This window comes from Nocardia sp. BSTN01 (genome assembly GCF_015354405.1).
Classification (GTDB): Bacteria; Actinomycetota; Actinomycetes; order Mycobacteriales; family Mycobacteriaceae; genus Nocardia.
The window spans coordinates 18,437-35,692 of sequence record NZ_JADKYP010000039.1 but is presented as its reverse complement, the minus strand read 5'-3'; the positions used below and the strand labels follow the sequence as shown (position 1 = coordinate 35,692).

General features: G+C 63.4%; 16 protein-coding genes. 3 read left to right on the top strand and 13 right to left on the bottom strand.

Annotated elements, in window-relative coordinates:
- The first annotated feature begins 32 nt into the window (after nt 1–32).
- Nucleotides 33–1,334 carry a cytochrome P450 gene (locus IRT45_RS25625; RefSeq protein ID WP_194808424.1) on the top strand — a complete coding sequence of 434 codons (1,302 nt, stop codon included), beginning with the start codon at nt 33–35 and terminating at the stop codon, nt 1,332–1,334.
- Nucleotides 1,335–1,384: 50 nt separating this feature from the next.
- On the opposite strand, the gene IRT45_RS25620 is transcribed toward IRT45_RS25625, so the two are convergent.
- The 13 genes from IRT45_RS25620 to IRT45_RS25560 form a co-directional block, all read right to left on the bottom strand.
- Nucleotides 1,385–2,671 (bottom strand): diguanylate cyclase domain-containing protein, encoded by a 1,287-nt coding sequence (locus IRT45_RS25620; RefSeq protein ID WP_194808423.1) that lies wholly within the window; start codon nt 2,669–2,671, stop codon nt 1,385–1,387.
- A 240-nt stretch (nt 2,672–2,911) separates the two neighbouring features.
- The gene (locus tag IRT45_RS25615) at nt 2,912–3,916 is read right to left on the bottom strand and encodes a hypothetical protein (RefSeq protein ID WP_194808422.1); all 1,005 of its coding nucleotides are present in this window, start codon (nt 3,914–3,916) and stop codon (nt 2,912–2,914) included.
- Between the two features lie 740 nt (nt 3,917–4,656).
- Entirely contained in the window at nt 4,657–5,223 is a 567-nt protein-coding gene (locus IRT45_RS25610) for a hypothetical protein (protein ID WP_228535062.1), read from the bottom strand.
- Nucleotides 5,224–5,616: 393 nt separating this feature from the next.
- Nucleotides 5,617–6,258, bottom strand: a complete 642-nt coding sequence (locus IRT45_RS25605) for a hypothetical protein (RefSeq protein WP_228535060.1) — start codon at nt 6,256–6,258, stop codon at nt 5,617–5,619.
- 55 nt (nt 6,259–6,313) lie between these two features.
- The gene (locus IRT45_RS25600; RefSeq protein WP_228535080.1) at nt 6,314–7,165 is read right to left on the bottom strand and encodes an MlaD family protein; all 852 of its coding nucleotides are present in this window, start codon (nt 7,163–7,165) and stop codon (nt 6,314–6,316) included.
- 122 nt (nt 7,166–7,287) lie between these two features.
- The gene (locus IRT45_RS25595; protein WP_194808420.1) at nt 7,288–8,343 is read right to left on the bottom strand and encodes an MlaD family protein; all 1,056 of its coding nucleotides are present in this window, start codon (nt 8,341–8,343) and stop codon (nt 7,288–7,290) included.
- Complete coding sequence (locus tag IRT45_RS25590) at nt 8,340–9,377, bottom strand: MlaD family protein (RefSeq protein ID WP_194808419.1); 1,038 nt, start codon at nt 9,375–9,377, stop codon at nt 8,340–8,342. The genes IRT45_RS25595 and IRT45_RS25590 overlap by 4 nt, the downstream gene beginning before the upstream one ends.
- A 53-nt stretch (nt 9,378–9,430) precedes the next feature.
- Complete coding sequence (locus IRT45_RS25585; protein WP_194808418.1) at nt 9,431–10,501, bottom strand: MlaD family protein; 1,071 nt, start codon at nt 10,499–10,501, stop codon at nt 9,431–9,433.
- Nucleotides 10,489–11,496: an MCE family protein gene (locus IRT45_RS25580; protein ID WP_228535058.1), complete on the bottom strand. Its 1,008-nt coding sequence runs from the start codon at nt 11,494–11,496 to the stop codon at nt 10,489–10,491. The genes IRT45_RS25585 and IRT45_RS25580 overlap by 13 nt, the downstream gene beginning before the upstream one ends.
- Nucleotides 11,493–12,533 carry an MlaD family protein gene (locus tag IRT45_RS25575; RefSeq protein ID WP_194808417.1) on the bottom strand — a complete coding sequence of 347 codons (1,041 nt, stop codon included), beginning with the start codon at nt 12,531–12,533 and terminating at the stop codon, nt 11,493–11,495. The genes IRT45_RS25580 and IRT45_RS25575 overlap by 4 nt, the downstream gene beginning before the upstream one ends.
- 4 nt (nt 12,534–12,537) lie before the next feature.
- Nucleotides 12,538–13,404, bottom strand: coding sequence for an ABC transporter permease (locus tag IRT45_RS25570; protein WP_194808434.1), 867 nt, complete (start codon nt 13,402–13,404; stop codon nt 12,538–12,540).
- The gene (locus IRT45_RS25565) at nt 13,404–14,315 is read right to left on the bottom strand and encodes an MlaE family ABC transporter permease (protein WP_375540154.1); all 912 of its coding nucleotides are present in this window, start codon (nt 14,313–14,315) and stop codon (nt 13,404–13,406) included. The genes IRT45_RS25570 and IRT45_RS25565 overlap by 1 nt, the downstream gene beginning before the upstream one ends.
- Nucleotides 14,316–14,519: 204 nt before the next feature.
- Complete coding sequence (locus tag IRT45_RS25560) at nt 14,520–14,867, bottom strand: DUF4873 domain-containing protein (protein ID WP_194808416.1); 348 nt, start codon at nt 14,865–14,867, stop codon at nt 14,520–14,522.
- 240 nt (nt 14,868–15,107) lie between these two features.
- Here IRT45_RS25560 and IRT45_RS25555 point away from each other — a divergent pair, with 240 nt between their 5' ends.
- Both IRT45_RS25555 and IRT45_RS25550 read left to right on the top strand, forming a co-directional pair.
- Nucleotides 15,108–16,043 (top strand): diiron oxygenase, encoded by a 936-nt coding sequence (locus IRT45_RS25555; RefSeq protein ID WP_194808415.1) that lies wholly within the window; start codon nt 15,108–15,110, stop codon nt 16,041–16,043.
- A 120-nt stretch (nt 16,044–16,163) separates the two neighbouring features.
- A complete protein-coding gene (locus IRT45_RS25550) occupies nt 16,164–17,168 on the top strand; it encodes a diiron oxygenase (protein WP_194808414.1) in 1,005 nt (334 codons plus the stop codon).
- Nucleotides 17,169–17,256: the final 88 nt, after the last annotated feature.

Here is a 17,256-nt window from a genome sequence, read left to right as displayed (position 1 = left end):
GGGGATGCGACAGGCCGAAGACGGAGGGCTCGATGAAACCGCAGTACATGTATCGGTGGGTCAACAACCACGGGGTGATCCTTCTGTTCAAGAAGGTGCAGCTGCGTCGCGGTGACCTGTTCGCCCGGTTGATCGGCGGCAGGGAAGGTATCGAGAATCCCTACGCTCTGATCGAGCAGATGCGTGGGACAGGTGGGTTGCGCCGGGCCCACCCGGTATGGATAACCTTCGATCACGAGACGGTGCGGGAAATACTGCGCGACAAGCGTTTCGGTGTCGGCGTACCGACCGAACTCGCGCCCCGCCCCGTCTTGCGGGCTCTGCGGCGCCGCCCGCTCCCCCCGACCCCGGTGGATCCTCCGTCGATGCTGGTGATCGACCAGCCCGCGCACACGCGGATGCGCAAGCCCGTCACCGCGGCCTTCACCCCGCGCGCCGTCGCCCGGCTGCGTGAGCGGATCGAGGCGGTCACGGAGGAACTACTCGCGGCGCTTCCCGACGACGGTCCCGCTGATCTGGTGGCGCAGTACGCCGCGCAGGTGCCCATCGCCATCATCTCGGAGATGCTCGGCTTCCCGGACGCCGACCGCGAGATGTTCCTGCGTTGGGGTGACGACATCAGTCCGTTGCTCGACCTGGGGATCTCTTGGCGGATGCATCAGCGGGCGATGGAATCCTCGGAGCGCGTGCATCACTACCTTCTCACGCACATCGCACGCCTCCGCGCCAACCCCGGGGACGACATCCTCAGCAACCTTGTCACCGGAAGCGATCTGTCCACCCACGAACTGTGCACCTCGGCGACCATGCTGATGGCCGCGGGCTTCGAAACCACGGTCAACCTGATCGGCAAAGGCATCACCTGGCTACTGCGCCATCCCGAGCAGCTCGACAGGTTGCGTGCCGAACCCGATCTCTGGCCCAACGCGGTCGAGGAAATCCTACGAATCGATCCGCCGGTTCAGACCACCGCACGGACCACGCGGACAGCGCTGGAGATCGGCGGAATCCGGCTGCGCGCGGGTTCGACCGTGGTGCTGTCGTTGGCCGGCGCCAACCGTGACGCCGCGGTGTTCACGGAGCCGGCCCGTTTCGACATCACCCGGCACAACGCCGGTGATCATCTGTCCTTCAGCAGCGGTGTTCATGTGTGCCTGGGCGCCGGTCTGGCTCGGATGGAAGCAGTCCATGCTCTGCGTGCGCTCGTCGAAACCTTTCCGGATCTGCGATTGACCGATCCGCCCACCCGCCGCCCCCTGTTCACGCTCCACGGTTATGAGCGCCTTCCCGTACACACCGGTCCACGCGTCCGTAGCCACCAGCCCGTCGGCTGACCCATACCCGTGGCGGTTTTTTTGCAGGTGACTCCGGTCGCGCCGGCCGCTCATGGGAGGGTTTCTACACTTTTGAGTACCCAGTGGCCTTTGCCGTTGGATTTGGCGTTGTACAGGCTCGCATCGGCTGCCGCCAGAAGAGATTCGGTGTCGGCCCCGGCGAGGGAGGTGACGATGACGCCGATGCTGGCCGCTATCGCCAGGGTATGACCGTCGATGACGATCGGATCCTCCAGCGCCGACAGCAGCCGGTCGGCGATGTCCGAAGTGCTGGACGTGTTGGTTGGTGGTGGGATGCATACGACGAATTCGTCGCCGCCGATACGTGTGACCAGGCAGTGCTGGTCGCGCACGCTGCGGCGTAGGCGGGCCGCGACCGCGGCGAGCGCTTTGTCGCCGATGTGGTGACCGTACTGGTCGTTGAGTGTCTTGAAATGGTCGAGGTCGATGAAGCAGAACCCGGCGCGGTCGCCGGGGTGCGCGGTGGCGATCAGTTCGTGGACTCGTTCGGTGAGCAGGCGGCGGTTGGGTAGGCCGGTGAGTGGGTCGTGGCGGGCTTGGCGGTGTAATTCTTCGTGCCGCTGATGCTGCTCGGTGACGTCGGAGCCCACGGCTAGCAGGTAGTCGGGGCTTTCGCCGGCTCCTTGGACATAGGTGATCGCGAAGGCAATCCATCCGATGGTCCCGTCCGCGCGCACCAGCCTGCGTTCCAGTTTGACTGTGCCGGATCGGGCCGGAACGAGCGTCTCGAACAGCAGGTGATGGATGTGTTCCTTGTCTTCGGGGTGGGAAAAGTCGTAGATCGATATTCCCTGCAGGGATTGGGCCGGCACTCCGATCATCTCCGCCAGGGCGTTGTTGGCTTGCAGTAGCGTGCCTTCGGTGTTCCCGATCGCGACCGCGGCGGCGATGTTGTCGAACACCAGTCGGAACCAGTCGTCTGTGCGGCTCGGGTCGGCCTCACGCTCCGGAGTGGTATGCGTGTGGTCGAGGCTGCGGAGATCACACAACCCGGCTTGGTGTCCCTGCCCGATCGCGCTGAGGAGTTCGGCGATCCTTGCGGTGGCGTCGGGATGTGGGCAGTGGTCGACGAGTCGGTGCAGAACCCGCGCGGAGACCCGGGGAACGTGCTCATCGGTCCACTGTGCCGCGACCAGGGCTCGTCCGACCTGCACGCCTGCCGATGCATCGAACGGATCCGCGCGCAGCGCGCCGAGAAGATCCATGATGAGAGCTCGCAGTGTGAATTGCGCCGACGGTGCGGGCTGAGGAACCGCACCGCGGGGGGCCAGGGCCTTCAGCCAGGCCCGGGCCAGCGGCTCTTCGATGTCGTCCATTCTCAATCCCCTCGGGGATCGAGCCGTCCGCAGACCACCCCACTCCGAAACGACCCATAGTCATTCGGTATAAGACCGTGTCTTGAAGCTACCGCGTCAGATTAACGTGAGGGTCCGAACCGCACACTTTTATGTGACGCGCGTAACACAGTCGGTTGAGAGTTCGAGCCATTACCGATGGCAACAACCGTGCTGTTGTCAGCTGATGTATTCGCCAGTTCACCGACCGGCCCCGCAGGGTCAGGATGCGGAATCGATCATCAGATGCTCTATGCGGGTCGCTTCGTCGGAGTTGTCGCCCACAGCGATCACCGCGACGAACTCCCGATCACCGGCACGTCGTTGCAGGAGGCTCCAGCGGTTGGCAAGGTACCAGCTTGCCCCGGCGGTGCCGCGCGCGCCTGATCCGGCGCAGAAGATCCAGTATCGGTCCGGATGCAGCCTCGGCTTCGGCCGCGCTCGTGCGATGACGCCGATGGTGTGATCCCCGCTCAGGTCGTAGGTGTTGCCGTTGGTCAATTCGAGCTGCCCGGGACAGCAACCGTCGTAGGCCTCGTTGCGGTGAAGGGTGAACAGCGGATGCTCGGTACTTTCCAGATACAGACGTGTGCAGCCGTTGCATGCGAGTCCGAAGCTGACGTAAGGGCGGTCGTTGCATGTGACGGCGTCACGGTCACTGCGGATGTCGATCGACATGGTGGTGCGACGCTGAAGCGCAGATGCCACGTAGAGCAGTGCGCGCACGTCGTTTTCCGGTAAGGCGGCGAACGCATTCCGACTACGGCCGGGGCCCGGGGCGCTGACCTTGCCCGAGATGGCGGATGTGTGAAGCCGCCCAGCGGCTGGGCGCGTTGTGCCGGGCCGCAGCTGTAGCTCGAATGTCGGGTACACGAGCGTGACTCCCTGGACGCTCATCTCAGCCCCGAGAAACGCCGCCAGTTCGCTATCCGCCGCGGCAAGCGCCGACTCACGCGCTGTGCCGGCGGTCGGTGCGTCATCGGACGACCGGAATAACTCCTCGATCGTCCAGCCTGGAAACATTTCGGTCAGCACACGGCAGTGATAGTCGCGAGGACGCCCCACCAGGCCGCCCGAAAGCCATCGATAGAACTGCGTCCTCGCGGGACCGTATCCTGGCGGCACAGGAGGCTCCAGCTGCGCGGCGCACCTGTCGTATGCGGCCAGAAAGTCCGAATGGCTCGTGAGATGCCGGCCTGTCAGCAGCATCTTCAGAACGGTAGTCATGGAAACCCCCTTCAACCCCTGCAATCACCGTCTCCCGCTCGGCGGCGATTCGAACTCCGCAACCGCAGCGCGGCAGTCCGTCTCGACGCCCGAGAGGCCGTCGCCGGGCTCCTCTTACATGTGGTTACCGCGGCCCCGCGCTACCGCAGATGGGGATCGCGCTGCCTTGCTCTCCCCGGTCTGCTACGGGGCAATATGGCTCCGGCCGGCTTTCGTGTTCCGCGGAACCGACCCCTCGGCCCGCGTCGGCGACACCGGCTTGATCCCCATCAGCGCCCTATAGCATCGTGGAAGCGATGAGTAGTCCGCCAGGCGCTGCGGCGGGCCCTGTCGCACTCGTCTGAGGCGGGTTCAACTCCCTTGTCGGACAGCGAATTTCGATCTGGCGTCGTTGTAAGTTGTTAGACGCGTTCATGTTTCCAGCATGCCCGACTTTCTCTTCTTTTCGACTGTCCTTCTGGTGTCCTTCCGCTGCCCCGCCAACCACATACGATGGCCGCCACCGCGGGATCGACGGCACTGATGTCGGCGACCAGCACGGTCGGACACATCCTGGCGGCAAAGTCCGGGGATATCAGGGTGCCGGGAAGTCCATCGGCTGCCCTCACCGACAGCCGTGGTGCGGCCTACACGGCGCCGATCGGCCGAGGGGTCACACCGGTGAGTCGTGGTCGTGCCGGTTGGTTTGATGAACCGCCCGGCACAACCGTGTGCATCGACTCGACTCTCATCCCCCGCGATCACGGAACGGGAGCGAAGAAGCCGATCGCGGCGCCGATAGCGGCACCAACAGCGCAGCCGACCACCGCACCGACCACGAAGAACCAGATCCCGATGGCGATGCCGATGGCGCAGCCGATGCCTGCGCCCACAGCGGCCCCGATGAACAGGGCATTGTGGAGCAGACCATTCAGCTGGTCCGGTGCGGCGACCGGGTGGGTCGTCGGCGCACTGACCGGTGTCAGCGTCAGCACGGTGCCCGTGCTGTCGAGGGTGGGCGTGACGGTGAATGCTTCACCGGTCTGCATGCGCAGTGTTGTCGGTATCGTGCCGACCACCGAACCGTTGTCGGCCGTCACGGTGATGGCATCCGGTGCCAAACTGAACTTCCCGGAGGCCAGATCGACCGTAGCGCGCGAGTGGTCGGCAGCGAGGTTGGTCGTGTATGCGACGGCGCCGTCGACTCCGTTCAGGCTGAGATCCGCAATCCCGGCCTGTCCATTCGCAGTGACAGTGGCGACCGCTGTGGCGGCGATGGTGAATAGCGCGGTTGCCACCAGTTTCTTGATAAACATTTGAACTTCCAATCATCGAGCCCCCACCTAGGCCCCGAACCCAGTAATACTGGGCATCAATAATTTTTGTCACCTGCGTCGATGGCGTCAACAATATCTGCTACAAATCGGGCTATTTGCTGAAAAAACATTCGATCAAGCTGAAACTGCGGAGGACCTCCCGAAGCCTGATTCTGGTCGACGTTCCGCCCTCTGCTGTGGTAGCCGTGGGCGTGTGGATTGCGGTGACGGCCCGGGTGGGCGCGGTCGCGGGGCCTCGACCAGCATGTGCTCGACCAGGGCGCGCAGGTCGTTGGTGGTGATCTCGTCGACCAGCCGGAAACACCGAAGAATCCACAGTCCCCCGCAGGGACTGCGCACTCGTAGCCGAAGGTTGCTACCCCGGGCGGCCGCAGACAGATCGGATCATTTCGTCGGCAACGCGGCGTTGACGCCACCGACGTCGGTGATCTTCCAGTCGGATTTCTTGTCGATCGTCACGTTGTAGGTCACTGTGGTTTGCGCGCCGTCGGGATTCTGGGCGTTGGTCGACGACACATTGACGAACACGTCCACCTTGTACGTTCCGTCGGTCGATGACGAGACCTTCGCGGCGATCGCCGACGCGGTCGAGGTCCACTTCAGGGGAGACAGAATATCGTCGAGTTTCGGCGCGGTCGCATCGAACTTGTTCGCAAGTTGCGGGCTGGTTCCCGCCTTGAGCCTCGCGATCCAGGCACCGATATCGTCGAAACGGATAGTCGCCGCTCCCACCGCGTAATTGGTCGCTACTTGCTCGGCATGACGAGAATCCGCAGCCTGTCGATCGCGATCGGCGATGTCACTGCGAGCCGATACCAGGAAACCACCGAGAATTCCCGCGGCGACGATCGCGATCACTGTCACCGATCCGGTGATGATAGTGCTCAACGGTATGGCGACCGACCGCCGATCGCTCTTGCGGGGGCCGGCCGCCGTGGGCGTGGAGACGACCTTCGTCGTCGATTCCTCCTCGCCTTCGGCTGACTGTTCGGCGCCGGTCTGCGGTGTTGTTTCCGTGGTGGGCATTCTCGCCTCCGCAATCCATTCGATCCGAGCTGTAACTACGTGACCCGAGCTGTCACTACTTGACGTTGACTTGGAGCTGAAGGGCACCATCGGCACTGGTGGCTTGCAGGGCCTGTTCGATCAGGGCGCTGATGTCCAGATGACGCAGTGCATTCGCACCACTGGTTGCCATCGGAGACATGACCGGCAACAGCGCGAGCATGTCGGGTCCCATTCGTGTGACACGGGACGAGAGCTGATTCAGGAGCGGGATCAAGCCGATCTCATCCGGTTTGTCGATCGTGTAGTCGGCGGGGACGTCGCCCTTCTGGATGATCTTGGCGAACGAGTCGATCACGTGGCCGACCTTGGGGCCGAAGGCAGCCCACGGGCCTGCCGCTTCCGACAGTGCCGGCCCGGTCCAGCTCATGTCGTCGGCATGAGCCTGCAGGTCGACCAGCATCCGTCGGATGGTGTCGGTGCGGCTCAGCAGGGTCGCGGCCAGGAGTTGGGTGGAGCGTGCGAGCTGGGGCATGACGGCTTCGCTGCCGGCGAACCCTTCCACCAGCGTCGAGACGACGGAATTGACGGTATCCGGGTCGACCTGTTGTAACAGGGCAGTGGCCTGCTGAGCGAGATCGGACATCGACATCGGTCGCGACACTCGTGCGGCCTCGATTCTGGCCCCGTCGGGCAGATATGGCTCACCGGTGGCCGTCGGCGTGAATTCGATATAAGGCTCGCCGAGCGCGGACAGGTTCTCGATGCTGACCGGACCAGCGGCCGGTATTCCGTATTGACCGTCGATTCGCATCGTAATGCTGACTCCGGTCGCATCCCGGTCGACGTCTGTGACTTGTCCGATCCGGATTCCGGACAGCAGCACCTTCGAATGTGGTACAAGCCCGCCGGAGTCGGGAAGCAGCATGGTCGCGGTGTGCGGTGAATGCGTCGGCCAGCCGACCTTCGCGATGCCGAAGGTCAAATAGCCGGATCCGATCACGAGGATGGCGCCTATGGCCGATAACGAGGTGATGGTTCCCAGTCTGCTCACCGAACCACTCCGATCATCCGCAATGTCGCTATCACGCTGTCGATCTGAACGTCGGCCGGTACAGCCTGGCCGGCGTCCTCGGTGCTTATCGTGCCGATGTTCACCGCCGGGCTTTCTCCGAACGGAATCAGCTTGTCGCGCAGGAATTTCACGAGCCCGTTGAGGTTCGACGGCGCAGTGAGATCGAGTGGATGGTCCGTGGAGAGAAAGAGCGGAACCAGGGCCTTGGCTGCGGAGTCGCTCGCGCGCAGGAACGGTGCCAGCCAGGCGACCGCGTGTCCGACAATGCCGAGGCCGCCGATCAAACCGAGGGTGAGGACCAGTGAATTCGCATCTGCGGGAACCTGACTCGCCCCTTTTTCGGACAGGAGGTCATCGATTGCCTTCGGGTTGTCGAGGACGGCACGCATATCTTGCTGAACGGCACCGAGGAATCGATCGATCGTATCCAGGTGGGTGGCGAGATCGCGGGCGTTCTGTCCGATCGTGCCGAAGATGCGTGCCGTGTCGCGCGGCTGGTCCGGAAGGATCGAATTCGTGCTGTCGACGATGTCTTGGAAGCGTTGAATCGCCCCGCCGGTGACGAAGGTCGACAGTCCCGCCAGCAAGTCCTCGATCTGTAGCGGTGGCTGGGTCCGTTGGATCGGGATGGTGCTGCCGGGTGCGAGCATTCGCGTGACGGGGGTCGTGGGAATCGTGAGCCCGATGAAGATGTCGCCGAGGATGGTGTTCTGGCGAAGTTGTGCGGTCGTGTCGACCGGTAGACGGACCGACTTCTGAATGTCGATCGCCGCCGACACGTATCCGGGATTGCCGGATGCCGGATCCACCACGGTCACCGAATGCACGGTGCCGACGCGGACACCGTTGGCCATCACTTTCGCGCGGGCCGGCAGATTGAGCGTATTCGCGAATTCGATGTCGAGCCGATAAGTCGGCCCGGAGACCGACGTGCCGGGCACGGGCACCGACGACGGGTCGAAGGCGCAGCCGGAGATACCGGTGGCGGTGATGGCGAGTGTGGCGACAACCACGGTAATCAGCCTTTTCATCGTGCCCCTGACAATCGGAGGACCAGCGGCAGCAGTGGAATCTCGGTCATGCCTTTCGATGTGCCGGGGCACCGGCCCGGATCCAGCTCTCCGATCGCCGAGCACACCTGCGCGGAGGCAGGCGCAGGCAGCGCCACCGCGGGAGGCGCGTAGTTGACCACGACGCGGCCGGTGACTGGATCGACGGTTCTTTCCATGGCGTCGAGAATCGGGGGAACGAGATCGAGGAGCTGCTGAATGCTGCCGACATTGGCGGCCAGAAGTTTCAGACCGGGGCCGGAGGCGTCGAGGGCGTTGAGCAGCGGGCGGCCGTACTCCCGCGAGAGATCGTTGAGCCACGGGAAGATCACTTCGAGTGAGTCGATGATCTGGGTGGTGGTATCCCACACTTCGTTGATGAAGGTCAGGCCCTCCGGCGCCTGCTGAAGCGCTATCTTGATGTCCTCCCAATTGTCGGCGACGGCGTTGCTGAGCGATGCCGTGGCATCGATCAGCGCACCGATATGTCCGATGGCCGCATCCGGGCCGCTGAGTGCTCGGCCCATCTGGTTGATCAATGCCTTCAGACTGGGGCCGGTCCCGGACGTGGCGGCATCGATCGAGTCGAGGCTGCGCCGCAAGGCTTGTGGATCACTGCCGCCGAGGTCTTTGGTCAGTTTCGTGAATGCGGCGAGCGATTCGGAAATGCTTTTCGGCGTGAAGGTTTCGGTAATGCAGCGATCGCTCGGCCACCGTGCCGGCGTTGTGCCGTCGCCCAGGACCGCGAGTTCTCGGTCGGCCACGAGCGTGTCGGAGACGGTTGTGGCGGTGACATCGCCTTTCAGCGGGTGGTCGGCGGCGACGGTGAAATCGACACGCACTCCGTGCCCCTCCGGGCGAATGGCGGTCACCGCGCCTACCGCGATGCCGCGCATCGTGACCTGGTTGCCCTGGTACAAACCGACGGCATCGGGCATGACCGCACAGTACGAGAGTTTCTGCTTCGTAGGTTGCGCGATGACGAGATACGTGCCGACGACCAGAATTGCGAGCACAGCGGCACCCGCGAGCGTTATGAAACCACGAGTGGCGAGAATTCGTTTCACGCTCAACACCGCCGTCCCGCTGTCGGAATACATATTCCCGGTGCGACGATCTCGGCGTTCGAATGGTCCACCGACAGGCCTCCCGTGGGGGCCAAGTCGGCCGTGAGGCGATCTCGGAGACTCTGTAGCGCAGCCAGCGATTGGTCGAGTTTGCCGATCAACTGCTGCATCTGTGGTGCCGCTTCGGTAAGTTTGTGCGCGACGGGCTGCAAGGCTTCGCGCCACGTCGGCTCGATCGCGGCGATTCGAGACAGCAGTTCACCCGTAATGTGTAAGGCTTCGGTGATTTCCGCCTTCTTGGCCAGACCTTGGGTTTCCAGCCGACCCATCTTTCGCACGAAGGTCCCGACCAGGGATCGATTCTTGTCCAGGGCGCCCAGGAATTCGTCTGCGACGTCGAGTCCTCGAGAGACGTCGGCTCGCTGGCGATCGAGCACGGATGTCAACGTTTGGAGTGCCCTGCCCATATCGCGGAGGGCGTCGGGGCTCTTCGCCAGCGATGTTTGCATCGCAGTGAGGTTTTCCCGCAATGTGCCCGCGTCGACCTGTGATATCGGGGTCGCGGCGTCCTGGAGACTGCGCACCAGACTGTAGGGGAGGCGGACGCGGTCGGCAGGTATGGGCGTGGAGCCCAGTGGCGAATCACCGGCGGAAGTCAGCGCCACATAGTGGCCGCCGACTACGGTCAGCATTCTGATGTCCAGGGTGGTTCGGTTCCCGACGAAGATGTTGTGCCCGACCGTGAACCGCATGCGCACCCGGTCGGGCAACAGGGTCAGGCCGGTAACCTTGCCGACCGTGATTCCCGCTATCCGGACTTCGGAGCCGGTCGTGATCGATTGCGCCTCGGTGAGGTCGGCGGAATATGTCGATTTTCCCACCGGTATCACGTAGACGAGACCCGTGGCCAGCAGGACCAGAACGAGGGCGACTGCCCCGGCGATGCCGAGTCGAAGGTGCCGCGTGCCGCTGTCTTTTCCGGTACGGCCGTCGGTCTGCTTCGAACGTTTACCCCGCCTCGACAGCGGTCCGCGCGGCGAAAGGGCGGCAGGGGAGTCGGTCAGCTTTTGCAAATCGCGATCCTTTGGCCGGCGATGAGTACGCGGACGACACCGGGTAGATCGGCATTGCCCTTCGAACAGGTGAGATCCGGTTGGCCCGACGGCATCGGAGTGGGAATCATCGCGGCCATGGCCTGCAGCAACCCGGGAAGTTTGTTCAACATATCGACCGCGGCCGCGGGGTCGGGAAAAAGATTGCGAAGATCGGGATTGTTGTTCTCCGTGAACCCGAGGGTGGCCATGAGACTGTTGAGCGGGCCGAGTGCGGATGGTGCCACCTCGGCGAAATCGATCAGCCCGTCGATCTTTGCTTGAAATACGGTGAATACGTCGGCTATCCCTCTGAGGAGGACGACCAAATTCGGCGAGCGCCCGCCTATCTGTCCGGATATCTCGCCCAGATTGCTCATGATCGTCGAAATGACTGCCTGGCGATCGCCGGCGTAGCGACTCAGCTCTTCGATGGAGTCCAAGGCCGGCCCGATTCCCGAACCGTCGCCTTGAATAACCGCCAGGACATTTTCCGCGAACTTATTGACCGATCCTGGCGATACCTCGTCGAGAATAGGCTTCAAGCCGTTGAACATCTGGGTGATGTCGAACGACGGGACGGTGTGCTCGGTGCCGATGGTGGCGCTGTCCGTCAGCCGTTCACCGGGATTCGGGTCTTGCCGGATGTCGATATACCGTTGCCCGGCCAGCGACTGATAGCGGATTGCGAGCACGCTGTTGGTGTAGACCGGACGCGATCGCAGGACGGTGAACTGCACCGCGGCCTGCTGATCGTCCAGAGCGACTGCGGTGACCTTTCCGACCGCGACACCGTAGACCCGGATGTCGTCGCCGGTCTTCAGGCCGTTGGCATCGGTGAAGAGAGCGCGCAGGCTGATCGTGTCACCGGACACCGGACGTTGAATCGCTTGCACGACGAGGACCAGCAGTACCGCCACGGCGGCGGCGAAGATGGTCAGGCGCAGTGCGATAGCGCGCATGGAGAGTTGCCTCATCGCTGACCCCCCTGCACCGGTCCGAACAGCGGCACGGCCAGTCCGGGAAGTCCGCGCAGGACGACACGGACGTTGAGGGCGGACCCGCCGGGCGTATCGATGAACATTCGATCGAGACGCGCCAGCAGTTCAGACAATTCCGCCTTCGATGTGGCAGGCCGCGGGACGGTGCCGGCGAGAGCTTGCACGGTCGGAGTGAACAGTTCGGTATAACCGTGGAAGTATTCTTTCGACACGTCGCCGATCGCGCCCATGCCCGGAAAAGCCTGTGCGGCAAGCATATCGATGGTGGCGTCGAATCGCGCATGGTCGTCGGTGAAGATCGGGATCGCGAGAACGGCCGCGAGCAATTGCACTGTCGCTGAGCTGAATCGGCCGATGCCGCCCGCCAGGGAACCGTAACGGTCGATCAGGAAGGAAGGTGCGAAACGCTGGGTATCGGCCACTGTCCGACTCAGGACGGTGATCGACCGGAGAAAGGGAGTGAACTGCCGCAGGTCGCCGCTGAGCTGAGTGATCAATTGAGTGAGCTGCGGGGTCAGCACCTCGACAGTGGTGTCGCTGAGCATGCGGAGCAGGCGGCCGAGGGTTTCGTCCTTGACGTCGGCGGCCTTCGAGCCGGTCAGGTCGACCACTTCTCCGTCGTGCAATGGACTGCCGGCGCCTGCTTGTCCGAGAACGACCGAGCTGATGCCGAACAGATTCGACGGAGCGTAGGCGACGTCGAGATTGTCGGACATACCGGCGATCCGATCTCGGTCGAGGTCCAGAGTCAGAAGCTGACGGCCTCGGTCGAGGCTCGAGATGCCATCGACCGCCCCCACCACCACACCGTCGAGACGCACGGCCGTACCTTCGACGATTCCTTCGCCCAACTGTTCCGTGCGCAGATGCACCTGCATCCGGTTCTGCGGTGCTCGGCCGCGATCGGTGTCGATCGCGAATCCGCTCGCTACGGCGGCGATGACGACCACGGTGCCGATGACGGCCGCCGTGCGCCGGCGCACCGGTGTTCCTGGCATGGCATAGTCGCGCATTCGATCACCCGGTGAATTCGATGGAGGAATTGATCCCCCAGAGCAGAAGCGTGAGCACCATGTCCAGACCGATGATGCTGACGAAGCTGGCACGCACCGCCCGTCCCGATGCGATTCCGACGCCCTCGGGACCGCCTGCGGCGAAGAAGCCGTAATAGCAGTGAATCAGGATGACGGCAATCCCGAACACCAGAATCTTCGCGACCGATGCGATGAGGTCGAAACCACTGGTGAACTGGAAGAAGTAATGGTTGTACACGCCGGGAGAGGAGCCGTGGACCACGACGACCACCGCCGAGCAGGCGAGGTAGCTGAGTATCAGGGCAATGATGAAGGTCGGCACGATCGCCACGGCGCCGGCGATCACCCGGGTGGTGACCACGAACGGTATCGATTTGAGGCCGAGCGATTCCAATGCGTCGATTTCCTCGGAAATTCGCATGGCCCCGATTTCCGCCGTCATGCGGCAGCCGGCCTGTGCTGCGAAACCGATCGCGGCGGCGATCGGGGCCAATTCTCGGGTGTTCGCAAATGCCGACACCACACCGGTGACGGGGCCGAGCCCGAGGATGTCCAGTGCGGCGAAGGCTTGAATGCCGACACCACCGCCGATCGCGAGCCCGAGGATGACGAGCACCGGGACCGTGCCGCCCCCCACGATCACCGAACCGCGGCCCCACGTCATATCGGTGATGGTGCGAATGGTCTGTGCCCGGTAACGCCGCAGTGTGAACGGTATCGACGCGAGCGTATGCCAGACGAAAGCCGTTGTGAATCCGACGGTTTCGATCGGTGCCAGTATTCGCTCGGGCCGGGTGGCGAGGTTGCGGGCCCAGCGCAAGCCGCGCGGTGCGTACGACGTCGCCACCATCACGCCACCCGCACAGGAAGGAACATGGTGACGACCTGGGTTATCACCAGATTCACGACGATGACCGCCGCCACCGAGAGGACGACCGCGGCGTTCACGCCGTCGGCAACTCCCCTCGGCCCGCCCTTGGCCTCCAATCCGCGCTGGCAGGCGACGATCACCACGATGAACCCGAACAGCATCGCCTTCGCCAGCGAGATCCACACGTCGGTGACGACGGCAAAGGATCCGAATGTAGCCCAGTAGCTACCGGGAGTGACGTGCTGCGGGCCGATGGCGATCGCATAACCGGATACGATTCCGACGAAGATGATCAGCACATTCAGCAGCGGTGCGATCATCAGCATCGCCACCACGCGTGGTGCGACGAGCCGATTCACCGGGTTGATCCCCATCGTTCGCAACGCGTCGATCTCGTCACGAATCGTCCGGGCGCCCAAATCGGCGGCGATCGCGGAGGCGCCGGCACCTCCCAGCAGCAAGCCGGTCGCGATGGGCGCTGCTTGCTGGATCACTCCCAAGCCACCCGCGGCGCCCACAAGCGAGTCGGCACCGAGCTGATGAATCAGATTTCCGATCTGCACCGAGACCACGACTCCGAACGGCACGGCCATCAGGATTGCGGGAATCGTGGTCACGGTCACCAGATACCAAGCCTGGCGCAACATTTCGCGCCCCGGAAAGCGCAACGCGAGCATGTCGGTGACGATGCCGCGCAGCGTTTCCCAGGCCATGTCGACCAGGCGTCCGAAGGTGCGCAGGGCTTCGCCGACGGTTTCGGAGAAGTTGCGGCGGGCTATCGCGATGGCCGAAGCCTCGCCGTCGGACTGCGGAGGGAGCGGCGGCAGAGGCGTGGACGGTTCGGGAGTCCGATCATGAACGGGGGGTGGTTCGATGTGTATGGCCGCCACTGCGAAACCTCTTTGTCCAGCGGAGCGAGCAGAATTCACAGCGGCAATCCTCGGGCGAGGACCAGTCTGAGCCCGGTTCCTCAGTACCCGGGGGGCGCTACCATCGGTAGCTGATACCGCTGGGTTCGTAGTGTGCGCTCGGTCACACGCCACGTCAAGCGATTCGCCGAAATCGGACCCCGTTCCGCAGTGGCGATCCCGTGGTTACGCGGACCCGTCCTCGCCCTGATCGGGTTCGGTAGGCACGTGATAGGGCGGCGTGCTCTTGCCGATGATGCGGTAGCGGTTCCACGGGTCGGGGTCTCCGACGAAGGCGTCGCGCGCACCGTGGGAGGTGCGGATCGTCGCCCGCACTCGCGTCTGGTTCGCGAGGATCTCGGTCAATTGCTCATTGGGGGATATTCGCCCGATCCAGCGGAAAATGCCGTCGATCGGCTCGCGGTAGCCCTTGATCTCCACATGTGCGGGAACTTCGGTGCCGCGGATGACGATGGTGGCCTCGCCGATGTAGTCCGAATCCTCGTGCGGGCTGTGCGGGAACCGGTTCGTCATGTGCAGTCCTTTCGGTCGTCGGCCACCGCGGGCGGGCATGCCGGCCCATTGACAACCAGCGCGGTGACGCTCACAGTCAGTGCTACCAATGGTATGTGATACTCGTGGTCCGCGAACCTGCTTGTCGGTTCCTACGAGATTCCGGTGCGAGGTACACCCATGGAGAGGAACGGTGAATCGGCGATGACCAATGGCGTGACCAGTAGGTTTCCCCGCCCTGTGACATCGATCGGTGGTCCTGTGACGCGGAGAAAGAGCGTTGCCGACCGGCAGCGCGCTGCGCAGCGACTACTTTTCGCCGTCGCGGAAGATACCTACGACGGCGAACTCGACGTCGACTGGGATCGTCCCGCTGAACCCGGAACCGCGTGGATGCCGGACTCCCTGATCTCCGTGTACGGAACCCGATTGTGGAAGTCGCTGACCCCGCGACAGCGCACGGAACTCGGAAAGCGGGAACTGGTGGCCCTTCTCGCGACAGCCATGTGCCTCCAGACCGCGGCCTCGATGCTCACCTTCCGAACGATCGCGATCGAGCAGGCTCTCGTCGACGATCGATCTCGGTTCCTCTTGTCGATGATCAACGATCGCTCGCGCAACGTCACCATGTTCGGCCGGTTGATCAAGCATGCCGGAGTCGCCCCGGACATCGAGCGCCTGCGAGCGGACCGCCTGGCGCACACCGTACTTCTGACGCCGGCCGGGCCGATGACCCAAGTGCTGAGCCTGCTGGCGGACGAATTCGTGGACGCGGTATCGCGGGAGGTGTCCGAGCAAGACGAGTTGCAGCCGCATGTGTTGCAGGTGCTGAAAGTGCATTCCGGTGCGCGCGACCGGCATATCGCGTTCGCCTGGGATGAACTCGAGGATGCGCTCGGGCGCACAGGCCGGCTGTGGAGCAGGCTGCAGGGAATCTTCGCCGCGGTGCGGATCGTGCGGGTCGGCCCCGGGTTGATCAGTTCGGAGATCTATCGGAGTGTCGGATTGAACCCGTATCGGGCGGTATGGGCGGCCTACACCAGCCGGAACTACCGGGCGCGGGTCAATTGCCTGACGGGGGAGCTCGTCGCGTTCGGACTCGAATCGGGGCTGTTCAACGGCCGAACGGCACGCGCGGTGCTGCGGCTGGGCAGGTGCTTGCCGCCGGCGCGTGACGAGACGGCCGATCGGGGGTGAAAGAACCTTGACACCGATACGGGCGGGCGCGCACACTATGCGAACCAGCGGTATCAGATACTCCGGGTACCGACGAGGTTTTCCGCCGCAATCGTCGGCTGAAGATAAGGAAACCCACTCATGACGACATTCGAAGTAGAAGCGCCCCGGTCGGTCGTCAACAACGCCGGAATCTCCACGACAACCCTGAAGAATGTCGGAGATCGGCAGAAGACGGCACAGCGTCTGTTGCGTTCGACGGCCGATCGCTCGTATGACGGTGAGCTCGACATCAACTGGGACGCACCGCTCGATCCGGAAAAGAAGTGGATCCCCGATCACCGGCAGACACTGTACGGAAGCCGGCTCTGGGCCACATTGACCGACGAGCAGCGTCGTACTCTCGGCATGCACGAGATGGTGGCGATTCTCAGTTTCGGGATCATGGCCGAGGTCGGGCTCAGTACCATGCTGTTGCGCGGCGTGCTCGAAAGCGACGAAATGACCGACGATCACAGCCGGTACGCACTCGCCGAAGTCGCCGAAGAGACTCGGCATTCGACGATGTTCAGCCGCCTGGTCAATCTGAGCGAGCTGGAGCCGTATCGGCAACCCTCGGCGCTCACGTGGCTATACCGTGTTATGGGTTTCATTCCGCGTGGGCCGTCCGTCCTGGCCGGCACCCTGCTCATCGAGGAACTGCTGGACCGGTTCCAGCGCGAAGCGATGAACGATCCCGAGCTGCAGCCTCATCTGCGGCAGATGATGAAGATCCACATCCTGGAGGAAGCGCGTCACATCACCTACGCGCGGGAGGAATTGGTCCGTGCGATTCAGGCCCGCGGTAAAGCTGCCAATGCATGGCACCGGGGCCTGTTCGCCCTGCAGAACATGCTGGTTCAGCCGGTGCTGGTAAATCCGAAAGTGTACCGATCGGTCGGGATTCATCCGCTCAAGGGATTCCTGACCGCGATGACGAGTAAAGAATACCGGTCTCAGGCGATTTTCCGGTCGGAGCCGCTGGTTCGTTACCTCCATGAAGTCGGAATGATTCGTGGGCCTGTCACAACTCGCCTCTACAAGTGGTCGCGGTCGCTTCCGGACGATTTGCTCGAGCAAATCGAGCGCGAAAGGTCCGCTGCCTGAAATTCGTGTCGGTGACGCATCCGGGCCTGACAGACGCGTAGCCGAACTCACCGGAAAAGAAGACGCACGACTTGCCGAATCGGTATGA